Below are 15594 nucleotides of genomic sequence, written 5' to 3'. Positions count from 1 at the left end.
TGAAGAGTCTATAATTAAAGGATAAAAAGACTATAATATCCATCCTGAAAATCCTCCAATCCTCAAAATCCTGATACTGGCATTGAGGATTAAGGGATTAACAGGATTAGGTGACTTGTGAAGAGTCTATAATTAAAGGATCATAAAGAATATTATATCTATCCTGAAAATCCTCCAATCCTCAAAATCCTGATACTGGCATTGAGGATTAAGGGATTAACAGGATTAGGTGACTTGTGAAAAGTCTATAATTAAAGGATGCAGGGAATAGGACACCCACCCCCAACCCTATCCTGAAAATCCTACAATCCTCAAAATCCTGATACTGGTATTATGGAATTAGACGAAATCACCTATAAAATTATTGGTTGTTGTATGAAAATCCATCGAACACTGGGAAATGGGTTTCAAGAAGTCATCTATCAAAGATGTCTCGATATTGAATTAGGAAAAACAGGATTAACCTTTGAAAGAGAAAAAGAACAACTTATCTTTTATGAAGGAATACAAGTCGGAACAAGACGCGCTGATTTTACCGTAGAAGGAAAAGTCATTGTCGAATTAAAAGCGGTAATTCGCCTAGAAGCTGTCCATCTTGCACAAGCAAAAAATTACGTCGTTGCTTATAATTTTCCTGTTGGTCTATTAATTAACTTTGGCGCAACGAGTTTAGAATACAAAAAGATATTTAATAATAGATAACAAATATCAGTATCAGGATTTAGAGGATTAAGGGATTAACAAGATTAAGTTATTGGCAAGGAGTACATAATTAAAGGATCATAAAGAACATTATATCTATCCTGAAAATCCTCAAATCCTCAAAATCCTGATACTGGGATTGAGGATTAAGGGATTAACAGGATTAAGTTATTGGCAAGGAGTAGATAATTAAAGGATCATAAAGAATATTATATCTATCCTGAAAATCCTCAAATCCTCAAAATCCTGATACTGGGATTGAGGATTAAGGGATTAACAAGATTAAGTTATTGGCAAGGAGTAGATAATTAAAGGATCATAAAGAACATTATATCTATCCTGAAAATCCTCAAATCCTCAAAATCCTGATACTGGGATTGAGAATTAAGGGATTAACAGGATTAGGTTATTGGCAAGGAGTAGATAATTAAAAGATACAGGGAATAGGACACCCACCCTCAACCCCATCCTGAGATCAGGATTTTTAGGATTAAGGGATTAACAGGATTAGGTGACTTGTGAAGAGTCTATAATTAAAGGATCATAAAGAATATTATATCTATCCTGAAAATCCTCCAATCCTCAAAATCCTGATACTGGCATTGTTGAGATAATATAAAGAATCATTTGAGTCTGGCGAGGGGAAGCAATGAAGACAGGTTTAGGGATCTTACTCAGTCTAGGGCTAGTCGTAACAGCGCCGCATTTGACGGTTATGGCTTCCCCCCTATTGGTGCAGACGGATTTACGTCAAGAAGCCGATCGATTACTTCAAGAAGCATTTGAATTGTTCCAGTCGGGAACATTAGAAGGCTATCAGGGGGCATTAGGGAAGTACCAACAGGCGTTAAAGCTTTATCAGCAACTCGACAGCAAATCAGAGCAAGCGGTCGTCCTCAATAATATCGGTTTTGTCTATAATGCTTTAGGAGATAAACAGAAGGCATTAGACTATTACCAGCAGGCTTTACCTCTATCGCGGGCGGTGGGCGATCGCGCAGGGGAAGCCATTACTCTCAATAATATGGGGGGTGTCTATGCAGATTTAGGGGAAAAGCAAAAAGCATTGGACTACTACCAACAGGCTTTACCTCTATCGCGGGCGGTTGGCGACCGCTCTGGGGAAGCCGCTATCATCCATGGTATCGGTTTTGTCTATGGTGCTTTAGGAGAAAAGCAAAAAGCTTTGGACTACTACCAACAGGCTTTACCCTTAAGACGGGCGGTGAGCGATCGCGCAGGGGAAGCCGCCACTCTCAATAATATTGGTGGTGTCTATTCAGATTTAGGGGAGCAACAGAAGGCTTTAGACTACTACCAACAGGCTTTACTCTTAAGACGGGCAGGAGGCGATCGCGCAGGGGAAGCCGCCACTCTCAGTAATATTGGGGCTGTCTATTCTGCTTTAGGGGAGCAACAGAAGGCTTTAGACTACTACCAACAGGCTTTACTCTTAAGACGGGCAGGAGGCGATCGCGCAGGGGAAGCCGCCACTCTCAATAATATTGGGGCTGTCTATGGAGATTTAGGGGAGAAACAAAAGGCATTAGACTATTACCAACAGGCTTTACCCTTATCACGGGCGGTGGGAGATCGCTCTGGGGAAGCCGTGACGCTCAACAATATCGGTTCTGTCTATTCTGCTTTAGGGGAGAAACAGAAGGCTTTAGACTACTACCAACAGGCTTTACCCTTATCGCGGGCAGTGGGCTATCGCTCTGGGGAAGCCGGACTTCTCAATAATATTGGTGGTGTCTATGATGATTTAGGGGAGAAACAGAAGGCTTTAGACTACTTGCAACAGGCATTACCCTTAAGGCGGGCGGTGGGCGATCGCTCTGGGGAAGCCACTACTCTGAATAATATTGGTGGTGTCTATTCTGCTTTAGGGGAGAAACAGAAGGCTTTGGACTATTTGGAACAATCCGCTAATCTGATTCTGGAGCTACGGCGGGGAGTTAGCCGTTCCTTGCGGGCAACCTTCCTAGAAAGTGAGCAAGGGACAAGCATCGCCCTAGTGGATCTCCTGATTCGCCAGAATTCCCCTCAAAAAGCCTTTGAATGGGCAAATATCAGCACCACTTTTGACCTCGTGGATTACGATCGCCTTGCAGGAACAGAAGGACAAGTCAAAAATCCCGTCGCCAATCAAGCTTATCAGGAGTGGAAAGCACAGGCACGGCAACTGGAAGCCCTGCGCCAAGAATTACAAACCAACTTCAGCGACACCCTCTCCCAACAAGTCCTGCAACAACGAGCCGCCCTCAGCGAACAAGCGGAAATCCTTGTGGAAAAATACCCCGAATTAGCCGATTTACTGGAAATTACCCCCACCGACCTCGCCCAACTGCAAGCCAATCTACCTGCTAATACCACCCTCCTCCAACCCGTCCTACTCACAGGGACAGATAACGTTGAACATACCGTTGCCCTCTTTATCCTCACCCGTACCACCCTTAAGGTTCAGCAAGTTCCCGTCCCTAAAGATCTTAATCAGCTTTTGCAACGCTACGCCAGCCAACTGGAAAGCGACCTAGAAATCGTCGATCGCGCCCTCAGTTCCCAACTCTATGACCTGCTGATTCGTCCCATTGAAGGCCAAATTGCCCCGAATCAAACCCTGGCCATCATTGCCACGGGTGCTTTGCAAAGAATCCCCTTTGAAACCCTCTACGACAACCAAACTCAACAGTATCTCCTGCAAAAATATCCCATTCACTACCTCACCCGTCTGAGTAAAGTGCAGCCCCAACCCACGCCGAAAGTCAATAATCCTAGTGTCCTCGTCTTTGCTAATCCCCGTCCCACCCAAGTCGAATTAATCGGCACAGAAGCTCAAGCCGACTTTCTGCAAAAAACCTATGCCAACAGCCAAATCTACAAACACCAACAAGCCACCCTCGACGCCTTTTTAAGCCAATCGCCTCGGTTTCCTATTCTGCACTTAGGCACTCATGGTTGTTTCCGTCCAGAGGGGTGTCCTAGCCTAGGCATGAAACCGAATACCCTACTGTTTGCCAACAAGAGAGAGTATGAACTCAAAGATGCCGTGAAACTGGGACTGCAAAACACCGAACTGATTACTATTGGCGCTTGTGAAACGGCGCGGGAAGTGGATGGAGTCGGTTTGGCGGGTTTGGCCTATGTTTGGGAAAGAGCGGGGGCCAAAACCACCCTCGCCAGTCTTTGGAATGCCACCGATTTTCTGCAATACCCCCAACAAAACAGCCCAGAATTGCCCACGGCGGCGATTTTAAATCAATTTTATGCCAATTTACAACAGGGCATGACCAAAGCGGAAGCCCTCCGTCAAGCAAAACTCGCCCATATTGACCTTCATCCTTTCTTTTGGGCGGCGTTTATCCTGATTGGAGATGGTCAAGAGTTGGGAGCAAGTGGCAGGTAGCAGGGAGCAGGGGGATCGCCACCCCCCTTATCAAGGGGGGCAGGGGGGATCAAAGACAAAATCTATTGGCTAAAAAAACGGTACACTGATAATTGATAACTGATCACTGATCACTGCTTATGCCTCCTCGTTGGCCCCGTCAACCCGATCGCAAAAACGATCCCGCTTTCCGACGTTTAGATGATCGCATGAATTTCGCCGTTCATGTAGCGGCTTTTTTAGCGATTAATTCAGGGTTGTGGTTTTTTCATATCATTAAATTCTCCGATTGGACTTGGTTAAATCTGTTCACGGGAATTTGGGCTATTCTACTGGTGGGACATTTGATTTATATAGCGGCGATCGCTAACTACTCGGTAACATCCCATGGCTAACACAACTCAGGACATCGAAAATCTGGCGGCCCAAATCGGCGACAATATCTATATTGATGTGGCTAAATGGCATCTCTATCTCCGGGAAGCACATTTACACAGCGTCGTTGCCGAAAAAGTCTTCCCTTTGCTCGAAAACGACAGCTTAAGCGAGAATGCAGTCATGTCTATCCTGCGGGAGATAAAAGTCACCCTCGGAGGTGGTCATCTGCAAGTTTCTCTAGCGGATTTGTTACCCAGCAAATGTCAGGTGGATTTAATCGATTTGCTCGAAGAATACCAAAAAAGTCGCTAAAATTTCCACATAGTATGTCTGATTACTCGCAGACTAGGACTAACAGGCTAAAGTAGTTAGAAATAGTCCCCCAGAAGCAAACCATGGAAATAGGTGTTCCCAAAGAGATTAAAGATCAAGAGTTTCGCGTCGGTTTAAGTCCCAGTAGTGTGCGTGTACTCAATGATCGCGGTCACAGGGTATTTGTGGAAACGGCCGCCGGATTGGGTGCTGGATTCAGCGATGAAGATTACCAAAAAGCCGGGGCCAAAATTGTGGAAAAAGCAGCCCAAGTCTGGGATAAATCGCTAGTTGTTAAGGTAAAAGAGCCGCTTAAGGCAGAATACGGTTTTTTAAACAAGGAAGCTCTCCTTTTCACCTATTTACACCTAGCGGCCGAGCGCTATTTAACGGAAGCATTAATCGAGTCGGGAACAACTGCGATCGCCTATGAAACGGTCGAGCTTGCCGATGGTCGCTTGCCTCTCTTAACTCCCATGAGTGTTATTGCCGGTCGTCTTTCGGTACAATTTGGGGCCCGCTATCTGGAAAAACAACAGGGGGGTAGGGGAGTTTTACTGGGGGGTTTCCCCGGGGTGAGTCCTGGACAAGTGGTTATCCTTGGCGGTGGTGTGGTGGGTACGGAAGCGGCCAGAATTGCCATCGGTATGGGGGCAAAAGTAACTATTTTAGATATTAACGTCGAGCGCTTGGCCTATTTAGAGACTTTATTCGGTTCCAGGGTAGAATTGCTTTACAGTAGCCCGGCACAATTAGAAAATGTGGTTCCTAAGGCCGATTTATTGATTGGAGCAGTGCTAGTCTTGGGAAAACGAGCGCCGACTCTAGTTTCTAGCTCTTTAGTCGCCAAAATGAACCCTGGTTCCGTAATTGTCGATGTGGCAGTGGACCAAGGCGGCTGCGTGGAAACTCTGCGGGCCACTTCCCACAGTCAACCGACTTACCTGGAGTCGGGAGTAGTACATTATGGAGTGCCTAATATGCCAGGAGCAGTCCCCTGGACGGCAACTCAAGCTTTAAATAATAGTACCCTACCCTACGTTATTAAATTAGCCGACCATGGGTTAAAAGCCTTGGATCAAGATGTTTCCCTCGCTAAGGGGTTAAATGTCGCCAATCATCGGTTAATTCATCCAGCAGTGCGCGAAGTTTTTCCCGATTTGATTTGAGCAGTAATTTCAGGGCTGATGGTGGTATTTTCCAAGGGCTATGACTAAGAATTTATGGACAAGGGATGAGCTGCTGATCGCTCTCAATTTATACTATAAATTTCCCTATGGACAATTCCACACCAATAATCCTGTTATTATCGAAGTCGCTGAAAAGTTACAGCGAACACCATCGGCCCTGGTGATGAAATTATGTAATTTTGGTTCTCTCGATCCCAGGCATCAATTGCGAGGAGTACAGGGGTTAAAAGGTATCAGTAAAGCTGATCGACAAATCTGGCAGGAGTTCGATGATAACTGGACAGAATTAGCCCTAGAAAGTGAGGAAAAATTACAAGTTCTTTTAGGAGTTATCAACGAACAGCAAGAGGATTTTACTAGACTTGATTTTTCGGAAAAGATCAAAACAGAAACCGAGGCAATCAGAAAAGTTAGAATCGGACAAAACTTTTTTAGAAAGACAATTTTAGCCCTATATAACTATCGTTGCTGTATTACAGGAAATCCCATTCCTCTGTTATTAACAGCTAGTCATATATTACCCTGGAGTCAATTTCCCGAACAGCGTTTAAACCCTCATAATGGCTTGTGCCTAGCTCGTACTCATGATATTGCTTTCGATCGAGGTTTAATTAGTTTCGATGAGGATTTAAGATTAATTATTGGCCATGAGATCGAAAAAAAGGCTCAGGATCAAGGTAGCGAGACGTTAGAACTAAATTTTATCAACTATCGCGGTAAAACTTTAAATGTTCCCGATCGCTTCTCACCAGATTTAGATTTTTTAAACTATCATCGCTATCATATATTTCAGGGCTAAAAATAGTATAAGGTCAATTAAATTCTCAATTGCATTACTTTGTTGATGATTTAGTTTTTCTAAAACACTTTTGCAATTTCAGCTTGTGTATAAAGTTTTATCTAAGGATTCAACATTTCTGACCTATGCGGTTATCTATATTTTTCTCAAAAATAAGGAAATCAAGAATATTGATCAACATATTTATATAACTAATAAAAAATCTGCTGTTCGAGGATTTGAAAATATATCTGGACTTCCCCCATAGATAAATACTAAAAAATCAACAAAACCTTTACTGCAGGTCGCTTCTCAGAAAAAATTGAAAAGAGGCTACTGAGTACATTTTTCGCTTAAAAATGGACGTTCGGCGATGCTCAGTCGGGCCGTCGAGCCGCTGTACCGTTGACTATATCTGGAGTAGAGCGATTCCGTAGAGTTGGCTGTATAGTGATCGCTAACCTGATGGTAACAGATAGTGTCATTAATCTCTAGAGTAAGCGATTCCCTCTTTAGCCATGTTTTTGCTGGTTTTATGCCCCGAAACAAGCTATAATGGTCTAAAGGTCAAATTTGAAAGTTTTTGCCTCAAACCCTATCTGCGTAACGACTTCAGGATTTTGTGTGCAATAGTCCATTAGTATTGTGTTGATTTAACTCAGGCTCTGTAAGACTTTTAGCCATAGCTAGTATGTTTATACAGGGGAAGTCTAGGAATATTAAAGATATCTTGTCTTGAGGTTAAATGGCACAAAGAAGACGATCCCCTGAACCCACGCTAAAGATTTACACCTCATCTCGACGTACTCCAGATAACTCACTATGTCAAGTGTTAGATATTCCTTTAGAATGTAAAATGTAAAGACTGTAGATACATAAGGTTAATTCATGTTTTGGGCCGACAAAATTGCTGCGGATGCACAAGGAAACCAAGTTGTCAACGATTCAAAAACCCCATCTGGAAGAGTTCATGTTGGATCGTTGAGAGGGGTTGTGATCCATGATGTGATTGATCGAGCCTTGAAACATTCTGGTAAATCATCGAAATTCCTCTATGGTGTTGATGATTATGATGCACTTGATACTGTTCCCCATTATCTCGATCGAGAGAAGTTTGCACCTTACTTAGGGTTTCCCCTTTGCAATGTCCCTTCACCGGACAATAGTGCCAGCGATTATGCAAAGTACTTCATGGGGGAGTTTCTAGAGGTTTTCGAGCATTTGGGGGTTAGACCAGAGGTTTACTATTTGCGTGATCTATACCGCTCAGGTCGATTAAATTCCTACATTGATACCTTCCTCAAAAACGCTCATTTGGTCAGAGAAGCCTATCTAGAGGTAAGCAAAGCGCGTCGGCCAGATAACTGGTATCCCTTTCAGATCGCTTGTGAAAATTGCGGCAAGATTGCAACAACGGTGGTGTCAGATTATAACGGGTCAGAAGTTTTCTACACTTGCAAGCCTGATGCAACGGATTGGGTTCAAGGTTGTGGTCATTCAGGCTGGGTTTCTCCTTTTGATGGCAATGGTAAATTACCTTGGAAAGTTGAGTGGGTGGCAAAGTGGGATTTATTGGGAATCACCATTGAGCTTGCGGGTAAAGATCACTCCCAGAAAGGAGGATCTAGAGATGTTGCGAATGCAATTTGTCGAAAAGTGCTACGAAAACAGCCACCTTTCCATTCACCCTACGAATTCATTTTGGTCAATGGCACGAAGATGAGTTCATCAAAGGGGGTTGGTTCAAGCGCCAAAGAAATCGCTGAGTTGCTTCCTCCTGAGCTACTTCGATTTTTAATGCTACGAACTCAGCCTAAGACAGTTATTAACTTTGCGCCCAATTATGAAACGACAACCAGGCTATTTAGAGACTACGATTCTCTAGCTGATAAGTATCAAGCTTTATCAGCAGATGCCCAGCAAGAATCTGCTTTGCCTGAAGAGTTAATGCCATTATTTTACTCTCAACTTGATGGAGTGATTAAGCCTTACCATCCTGTTGATCTCAGCACGCTGATTTCTTTACTGCAAGTGCCTCACCTCGATATTCGTCAAGAGATTGAAAAACGTAGTACTCAGCCTTTAAACGAATATGATTGGCAAATTGCCAATCAAAGGATTTCAGTTGCCCAAAAATGGTTGGCGGACTATGCTGACGAAGAAGAGAAATTGGTTCTTTATCTTGACAGGGTTCCTGAGAAAGTTAGGGACTTGACTCAGGAGCAGGTTGCTTATCTCAGACAGCTAACTCATAGCTTGACAGATGTTAAGGTTTGGGAAGCTGACGAATTGCAAACAACTTTATTTGCAACAGCAAAAGAGTTAGAAATGCAGCAACCCCTTGCATTTAAAGCTGTTTATTTATCGTTCTTAGGTAAAGAGCGTGGGCCAAAAGCTGGAGCTTTATTGTCTTATTTAGAGCGTGATTTTGTGATTGATAGAATAAAAAATGTAGTAAGTTTTCTTGAAAAAACGCCAACGATTTCGAGGTAATTATTGCTGTTCAACAGCTTTAGAGAGTACCTACTCCAGTTTGCATTATCAGTTGATATTGTAGATCGAGATATTCTTGCAAATATTCGTGAAATCCTCTGGCAATATTTACACAAATCTTTTAGTTTACAGTTTGCGGAGGAATTACATCCAACACAAGTGAACAACAAACCAGGAGAGATCAAATAGGCTATTCCAACGAATTACAGATATTATCGGAATAGCCATCTGATTGTTAACGGTGATTATAATCCTAGAGAAGATTCTTTTTTTCCTATCACTGCATAGAAGGGATCAGCAACCATAATTCCTAACATTTGCAGGAAACTGGGGGTAGTAGCAGGACGAACGATCGCCTGTACTTCCCTAAATCCCGCCACCGATTTAAAATAGGATTTCACTAACGCCACCCGGCCTAAATCGCTATTATCGCGCCAAGCAGCGATCGCTTTTTGGTAAAACATCCGATTGGAAAAACTGACCACCACCAGACCATTAGGCTTTAAAATGCGATACAGTTCCGCAAAAATCGCCTCTGGATACTGCAAATACTGCACCGACACCGTGATTAACACCGCATCAAAAGAACTATCCCCTAGGGGCAATTTTGGCTGTGCATTGAGATCTTGGACAAAATAACTATGCAAGCGGGGATTTTTGGCTAACTCCTCCCTATTCATCCCGTGACCTTCGATATGCTCGAATTCCATCTCCTCCGGTAAATGGGACACCCAGCTGCTCATCAGGTCTAAAATGCGCGTATTCGGCGATAATATCTCTCGATAGAGAGCGGTTAATCGATCGATAAAACCCTCATCCACGTGGGTGACAAAGCGGGGAAAAGCATAAAAATCGCTGTCTTTGGTCGGATCGAGTTTAGTTCTTTCTTCGGGTCGGAGCATTTTTGTCAAGTTAATTTTACTATTCTTAACATACCCCACAGACAGAAAAAAGGGTTAACCGAACTGGTCAACCCCTAGGCTTGGGAACGCGCTGTAAATCTTAGCTTTGAACGACTAGCTTAACGTTAGCGTTTTGCAGACCGCGCTGTTTCACTTCGGATAGGGTTTTGTTCACAGCGTATTTTTGGTTGATCGAGTTGATCAATTCGGTTTGATTGTGTTTTTTGGCTACACCCCAGAGGTCAGCGATTAAATCGAAACTGCCGTCGGTATTGCGGGTCCAACCGAGATCATATTCGCCATCGAGAACAGCAACGATGTCGGAGCGAACCCGTTGACCGTTGTAACCACGAACATCAGCTTCGGTTTTTACGCTAATACCGAGGTCGCGGAGAGAAGCTTTGAGGATTTCGGCATCGGTGATTTTGGTCCGGAGAGTGCTGAAATGAGACATTGGAATTTCCTCTTTGTAGATAAGAATCAACAACAACAGATTGAGAGTTAAAGAGTGCCGCCAAGCGGCTTTTCGAGGCATTGCTAGTCCCTGAGAACTAGCCTTTCATCCCGTTGGGAGCGGGCGAAAGTCTGTTAGAACTCCAATCGCTGGTACTCAGCGACGGAGGCCGAAGCAGGTCGGGCGCGTTGTCTGGCCCAATCACGCAGGGCAGTTACCTGTTCGGTCATGGTGCGAGATAGGGGCAGAGTCGCCTTAATCGCCGCAATAATGTCTAATTGCGTGAATTCGCGATCTTGGGCGAAGGCCTCATACATGGCGGCAATCAGCGCCTGTTCTATTTCCGCACCGGAAAACCCATCGGATACCTTGGCTAACTGCTCCAAATCGAAGCGAGAAATGTCGGAGCGTCGTTTAGTCAGGTGAATATTAAAGATATCTTGTCTTTCTTCGGAATTGGGCAAATCGACAAAGAAGAGTTCATCGAAGCGCCCCTTGCGGAGAAATTCCCCCGGTAGCCGTTCAATCCGGTTAGCTGTGGCCATGACGAAGACGGGAGAGGTTTTTTCCTGCATCCAAGTCAGGAAGGAGCCGAAGATGCGGCTAGAGGTTCCCCCATCGGAATCGGCGGATCCTGTGCCACCGGCAAAAGCTTTATCTAATTCATCGATGAAAAGAATGGCCGGAGAGATGGATTCGGCGGTTTTTAGGGCATTACGCAGGTTAGCCTCGGACCGTCCCACCATGGAACCATCATAAACCCGTCCCATATCTAAGCGCAGGAGCGGTAAACTCCAGAGGCGCGAGGTGGTTTTAGCGATTAAGGACTTACCACAGCCCGGTACTCCTAAAATTAGCATCCCTTTCGGTTGGGGGAGTCCGTAACCTCTGGCTCTTTCTGTAAAGGCATTTGAGCGCTGTTTTAACCATCTTTTTAATTCTTCCAGACCGCCGACGGCATTGATGGTCTCGTCCTCTTCAATATATTCTAAGATTCCGTTGCGGCGAATCAGTTGTTTTTTCTCAGAAAGGACGATTTCTACCTCGTCTTCCGTGAGTTTGTTCGCTTTTACATGGGCTTTCCGGTAAACTTTTTCGGCTTCATCTTTGGTTAAGCCCAAGGCCGCTTTCAGGAGTTTTTCCCGGACCTCCGTGGTGGTACGACGATTTTGATTTTTGCCTAGATGTTGCGAGAGAACCGTATCTAACTCTCCCATATCCGGCAGGGGAAAATCTAGAACTACTACGTCTTTCTCTAGTTCTATGGGGACTTCTTGCAGGGGAGACATTAGAATAATGATTTTTTCGGTTCCTTTAAAGCTGGCGATCGCATCTCTTAACCAGCGATTGACCGGCGCAGAAGTGATGAACGGATGCAGGTCTTTGAAGATGTAGATGCCCGCTTCCCGTTGACGCACTACCCATTCGATCGCCGCTTCTGGCGACACGGTATTATGTTGACTGGTTTGGCGCGGTTGACCCAGTTCGATCATGCCGTGGGTGACAGTCCAGACAAACACCCGTCGATGTTGTGTATTTAGTTGGGCTATTTTGCTGATGGCTTCTTCCGCCCTTTCCTCCTCGGAGGTGACGAGGTAAATCAGGGGATACTGAGCCTTGACGAGAATTTCTAGCTCTTCTTTCATAACATCGACCCTATTTGTGATAACGGTTTTGACCTTGGGCGGCTGATGGCTGTAGATGCCTTGTTCGACTACTGAGAATTTAGCAGGGAACTAAGGCTGCTTCTCCCTCTGTGGTTCCTTGAGCGCCAACGGGTTCGGGAACTTCGAGCGGGAACTCGTCGCCCACTATTCCGGGCTGGCGTTTGATCGACCTTAGCCGATCTTCTTTCATTACTAACGCGGCATCACACTCGGGACAGACATGAACCTGATAGGTTTTGCCATAGGCGGCGGCTTCGATTTCTTCTACCTTTTCGGGGTATTTCAGGTAAAAAGCGATCGCTTTTTCCACCAGCCCTGACATCGATTCTTCATCGATTGCGGCTCTGATTTTTAGTTGACGATGGACTCCAGGGGGAAGGTACAGTGTGACTTTTTGCTTGTCTTGCATATCACTAAATTGGTTTACCCGGGTATGTGTCCTTACTATAACCACTGTCTTTCCTCCCTGTCAAGATGGTAAGCTGTTATGATGGCACAATTGTAACATTTCTTTACAATTGATGGGGTGTGGGGTGTGGGGTGTGGGGTGTGGGCTTCGGCCGTGAGCTCAGCCGAACGGGTGTGGGGTGTAGGGTGTGGGGAGAATAAAGCTGCCTTTTGCCTTTTGCCTTTTGCCTTTTGCCTTTTGCCTTTTGCCTTTTGCCTTTTGCCTTTTGCCTTTTGCCTTTTGCCTCCTGTCTCCTGTCTTTTGCCTCCTGAATTCAGCCAACCCTAATTACTATTGATGCGACTTAAAAAGGCTTGTAGGCGCTCGCTGTGGGGATTATTAAAGAAGGTGTCGGGATCGCCTGCTTCTTCGATGACACCTTGATTAAAGAACAAAACCTTGTTAGATACTTCCTTAGCGAACTGCATTTCGTGGGTGACGACTACCATAGTCATCCCCTCATCGGCCAATTGACGCATAACGTTTAACACTTCCCCGACTAATTCCGGATCCAGGGCCGAAGTGGGTTCATCAAATAAAATCACCTCTGGTTTCATGCAGAGACTGCGAGCGATCGCCACCCGTTGTTTTTGTCCTCCCGATAATTGGTCGGGATAAACATCGGCTTTTGGGGCCAAACCCACCTTTTCCAGATAATGAATTGCCGTATCCTTAGCCTCATTTTCCGGGTGGTGTAACACTTGCTTGGGGGCCAACATCAAGTTTTGTAAAACGGTGAGATGGGGAAAAAGATTAAAGTGTTGAAACACCATACTTACCCGGCTGCGTAAGTTGCGGAGGACCGATTGATTTAACTTCGGGGAAGAGATGTCAATCCCCATCACCTCCAAGCGGCCGCCGTTAATTGTTTCCAAACGATTGAGACAGCGTAAAAAGGTACTTTTGCCGCAGCCAGAGGGACCGATTACCGATACCACATCCCCTTGATAAAGAGTGCCTGTAACTCCTTTAAGTACCTCTAAAGAGCCGTAACTTTTGCGTAAACCTTCACTAACAATCACAGGGGTGGTAGTGGTCATGATGTCCTCTCGTAAAAAATTTTACATTCTGTATAAAAGTATCGAGATTAGTTTCTGCCAGATTGTATCCTTGACGACATTTTATCAAGAGGAATAATCATAATACTCAAATAGTCTCTCTACATCTGTCTTGGGTGGGAAGTAGGACGAAATTACTAACTTAATTGAGCAAAAAAATCAAGGAGAAACAATTAAAAAATGATTAAATTTTGGCGAGGGCGGGTGGTGCAGAGAGTTATCTTTGCCTTGTTAGGATTAGTTTTAGCGCTCGGATTAAGTGTTATTCCGGCTTTTTCTCAGACTCCTCCTAATCCTTTTCGAGTAGCAACGGAAGCGACTTTTCCACCCTTTGAATTTCAACAAGGGGGACAATTAACCGGATTTGATATCGATTTAATGCGAGCGATTGGGGAGGAAGCCGATCTCAACATTGACTTTAGAAATTTACCCTTTGATGGCATTATTCCGGCCCTACAAGCGAGAACAGTGGAAGCCGCTATTAGTGGTATGACCATCACCGCCGAACGGGCCCAAGCGATTTCTTTTTCTCGACCTTATTTTAGGGCTGGTTTAGCGATCGCTGTTCGGGAAGATAATAAGACGATTAGAAATTTTGAAGACTTAAAAGGCAAAAGAATTGCCGTCCAAATTGGCACAACAGGAGCCTTAGAAGCGACAAAAATACCCGGAGCAGTGGTTAGTCAATTTGACTCGGCGGCTTTAGCTTTGCAGGAATTAATTAATGGTCGAGTTGAGGCGGTAGTTAACGATAAACCCGTGACTTTGTATGCAATTAAACAAGCGGGTTTAAGGAGAGTAAAAGTAGTCGGAGAATTATTAACAGAGGAATTCTACGGGATTGCTTTACCCAAAAATTCCCCCTATCTCCAGTTAATTAATGATGCTCTCGGTCGAGTCATAGAAAGTGGTCAGTACGATGTTATTTTTAGGCAATGGTTTGGAGAAAAACCGCCAGAATTACCCTTAGTTGCCCCAGCTTTAAATAATTTACAGGAATCAAGTTTTAACTGGGGAGAATTATTCTATAACCTTATTGTGAAAGGGGTTCCCTGGACAATTCTGTTAACAGTTCTGTCTTTTCTTTTCGGGTTAATCGGCGGAACTTTAGTGGCCATTGCCCTGATTTCTCCCTACAAATGGTTAAAAACAATTTGCCGCATCTATGTGGATTTCTTTCGGGGAACACCGATGCTGGTGCAATTATTCTTGATCTATTTTGGTTTGCCCGGATTGTTCCGAGAAATTGGCTTAAATATCGACTTAGATCGTTTACCAGCGGCCCTATTTGCCCTAAGTTTAAATGTGGCGGCCTATTTAGCTGAAATTATGCGCGGCGGTATTCAATCGATCGATAATGGTCAATGGGAAGCTTGTTCTAGTCTAGGAATGTCCCCGGTGCAAACCATGCGCGAGGTGATTTTTCCCCAAGCTTTTCGCCGGATGTTGCCACCGTTGGGGAATGAATTTATCACCCTAATTAAAGATACCAGTTTAGCGGCAGTAATCGGTTTTGAAGAATTATTCCGGCAAGGTCAATTAATGGTAGCCACTACCTATAAAGCTTTCGAGATTTATATCGCTGTTGCTTTAGTTTATTTGGTTTTAACTACCCTTTCCTCTGTGGTATTTAAGCGCTTAGAGATTTATATGGATCCCCTACATAAATCTAAACAGGAACAGAAAGCCTAGGGGCAAGAGATGGGAACTGATACTAAACTTCGTGCTTTGCTTAACTCATAAGCGATTAAAGGTAGCAAAAAAAGAATTAGATTCGGAGAATGAATCAGCCCTACCCTGCTCCCCTAGTCCAGTTATAGTAGGTTG

General features: G+C 44.4%; 13 protein-coding genes. 8 read left to right on the top strand and 5 right to left on the bottom strand.

Annotated features, from left to right (window positions below; genetic code table 11):
* The first annotated feature begins 333 nt into the window (after window positions 1-333).
* The 7 genes from IM462_RS14415 (at window position 334) to lysS (ending at window position 9238) form a co-directional block, all read left to right on the top strand.
* Window positions 334-702 (top strand): GxxExxY protein, encoded by a 369-nt coding sequence (locus IM462_RS14415; RefSeq protein WP_002736595.1) that lies wholly within the window; start codon window positions 334-336, stop codon window positions 700-702.
* Window positions 703-1351: 649 nt separating this feature from the next.
* Entirely contained in the window at window positions 1352-4108 is a 2757-nt protein-coding gene (locus IM462_RS14410; protein WP_287704272.1) for a CHAT domain-containing protein, read from the top strand.
* Window positions 4109-4227: 119 nt separating this feature from the next.
* The gene (locus tag IM462_RS14405; RefSeq protein WP_159294608.1) at window positions 4228-4482 is read left to right on the top strand and encodes a hypothetical protein; all 255 of its coding nucleotides are present in this window, start codon (window positions 4228-4230) and stop codon (window positions 4480-4482) included.
* Window positions 4475-4777 carry a DUF3181 family protein gene (locus IM462_RS14400; protein ID WP_287704269.1) on the top strand — a complete coding sequence of 101 codons (303 nt, stop codon included), beginning with the start codon at window positions 4475-4477 and terminating at the stop codon, window positions 4775-4777. Before IM462_RS14405 ends, IM462_RS14400 begins: the two co-directional genes overlap by 8 nt.
* A gap of 83 nt (window positions 4778-4860) precedes the next feature.
* Window positions 4861-5946, top strand: a complete 1086-nt coding sequence (gene ald / locus IM462_RS14395; RefSeq protein ID WP_287704267.1) for an alanine dehydrogenase — start codon at window positions 4861-4863, stop codon at window positions 5944-5946.
* A gap of 40 nt (window positions 5947-5986) precedes the next feature.
* Window positions 5987-6766, top strand: coding sequence for an HNH endonuclease (locus IM462_RS14390; RefSeq protein ID WP_287704265.1), 780 nt, complete (start codon window positions 5987-5989; stop codon window positions 6764-6766).
* An 867-nt stretch (window positions 6767-7633) separates the two neighbouring features.
* Window positions 7634-9238, top strand: coding sequence for a lysine--tRNA ligase (gene lysS / locus IM462_RS14385; RefSeq protein ID WP_287704263.1), 1605 nt, complete (start codon window positions 7634-7636; stop codon window positions 9236-9238).
* A 245-nt stretch (window positions 9239-9483) separates the two neighbouring features.
* Here the strand turns inward: lysS and IM462_RS14380 are convergent, their stop codons facing one another.
* The 5 genes from IM462_RS14380 to IM462_RS14360 all read right to left on the bottom strand — a co-directional run bounded on the left by IM462_RS14380 (window position 9484) and on the right by IM462_RS14360 (window position 13749).
* Complete coding sequence (locus tag IM462_RS14380; RefSeq protein ID WP_002741401.1) at window positions 9484-10140, bottom strand: class I SAM-dependent methyltransferase; 657 nt, start codon at window positions 10138-10140, stop codon at window positions 9484-9486.
* Between the two features lie 100 nt (window positions 10141-10240).
* The gene (locus tag IM462_RS14375) at window positions 10241-10594 is read right to left on the bottom strand and encodes a DUF1257 domain-containing protein (protein WP_287704259.1); all 354 of its coding nucleotides are present in this window, start codon (window positions 10592-10594) and stop codon (window positions 10241-10243) included.
* Between the two features lie 134 nt (window positions 10595-10728).
* A complete protein-coding gene (gene ycf46 / locus IM462_RS14370; RefSeq protein WP_287704257.1) occupies window positions 10729-12240 on the bottom strand; it encodes a stress-responsive protein Ycf46 in 1512 nt (503 codons plus the stop codon).
* A gap of 79 nt (window positions 12241-12319) precedes the next feature.
* On the bottom strand, window positions 12320-12670 hold the full coding sequence (locus IM462_RS14365; protein WP_287704255.1) for a slr0373 family blue light stress response protein: 351 nt from the start codon (window positions 12668-12670) through the stop codon (window positions 12320-12322).
* A 323-nt stretch (window positions 12671-12993) separates the two neighbouring features.
* The gene (locus IM462_RS14360; protein WP_287704253.1) at window positions 12994-13749 is read right to left on the bottom strand and encodes an amino acid ABC transporter ATP-binding protein; all 756 of its coding nucleotides are present in this window, start codon (window positions 13747-13749) and stop codon (window positions 12994-12996) included.
* Between the two features lie 198 nt (window positions 13750-13947).
* Here IM462_RS14360 and IM462_RS14355 point away from each other — a divergent pair, with 198 nt between their 5' ends.
* Window positions 13948-15459, top strand: a complete 1512-nt coding sequence (locus tag IM462_RS14355) for an ABC transporter permease subunit (protein ID WP_287704251.1) — start codon at window positions 13948-13950, stop codon at window positions 15457-15459.
* Window positions 15460-15594: the final 135 nt, after the last annotated feature.

The organism is Microcystis sp. M144S2, from assembly GCF_020246065.1.
GTDB classification, from domain to species: domain Bacteria; phylum Cyanobacteriota; class Cyanobacteriia; order Cyanobacteriales; family Microcystaceae; genus Microcystis; species Microcystis ichthyoblabe_A.
Note: the sequence above shows the minus strand (reverse complement) of the source record. Positions and strands in the feature narration are given on the sequence as shown.

What these genes read in the sequence shown, in the direction of transcription:
- IM462_RS14380 (WP_002741401.1), bottom strand. Translation starts at nt 10,140, where the DNA reads ATGCTCCGACCCGAAGAAAGAACTAAACTCGATCCGACCAAAGACAGC.
- IM462_RS14390 (WP_287704265.1), top strand. Translation starts at nt 5,987, where the DNA reads ATGACTAAGAATTTATGGACAAGGGATGAGCTGCTGATCGCTCTCAAT.
- ald (WP_287704267.1), top strand. Translation starts at nt 4,861, where the DNA reads ATGGAAATAGGTGTTCCCAAAGAGATTAAAGATCAAGAGTTTCGCGTC.
- IM462_RS14360 (WP_287704253.1), bottom strand. Translation starts at nt 13,749, where the DNA reads ATGACCACTACCACCCCTGTGATTGTTAGTGAAGGTTTACGCAAAAGT.
- IM462_RS14375 (WP_287704259.1), bottom strand. Translation starts at nt 10,594, where the DNA reads ATGTCTCATTTCAGCACTCTCCGGACCAAAATCACCGATGCCGAAATC.
- IM462_RS14405 (WP_159294608.1), top strand. Translation starts at nt 4,228, where the DNA reads ATGCCTCCTCGTTGGCCCCGTCAACCCGATCGCAAAAACGATCCCGCT.
- IM462_RS14415 (WP_002736595.1), top strand. Translation starts at nt 334, where the DNA reads ATGGAATTAGACGAAATCACCTATAAAATTATTGGTTGTTGTATGAAA.
- IM462_RS14355 (WP_287704251.1), top strand. Translation starts at nt 13,948, where the DNA reads ATGATTAAATTTTGGCGAGGGCGGGTGGTGCAGAGAGTTATCTTTGCC.
- IM462_RS14410 (WP_287704272.1), top strand. Translation starts at nt 1,352, where the DNA reads ATGAAGACAGGTTTAGGGATCTTACTCAGTCTAGGGCTAGTCGTAACA.
- ycf46 (WP_287704257.1), bottom strand. Translation starts at nt 12,240, where the DNA reads ATGAAAGAAGAGCTAGAAATTCTCGTCAAGGCTCAGTATCCCCTGATT.
- IM462_RS14400 (WP_287704269.1), top strand. Translation starts at nt 4,475, where the DNA reads ATGGCTAACACAACTCAGGACATCGAAAATCTGGCGGCCCAAATCGGC.
- IM462_RS14365 (WP_287704255.1), bottom strand. Translation starts at nt 12,670, where the DNA reads ATGCAAGACAAGCAAAAAGTCACACTGTACCTTCCCCCTGGAGTCCAT.
- lysS (WP_287704263.1), top strand. Translation starts at nt 7,634, where the DNA reads ATGTTTTGGGCCGACAAAATTGCTGCGGATGCACAAGGAAACCAAGTT.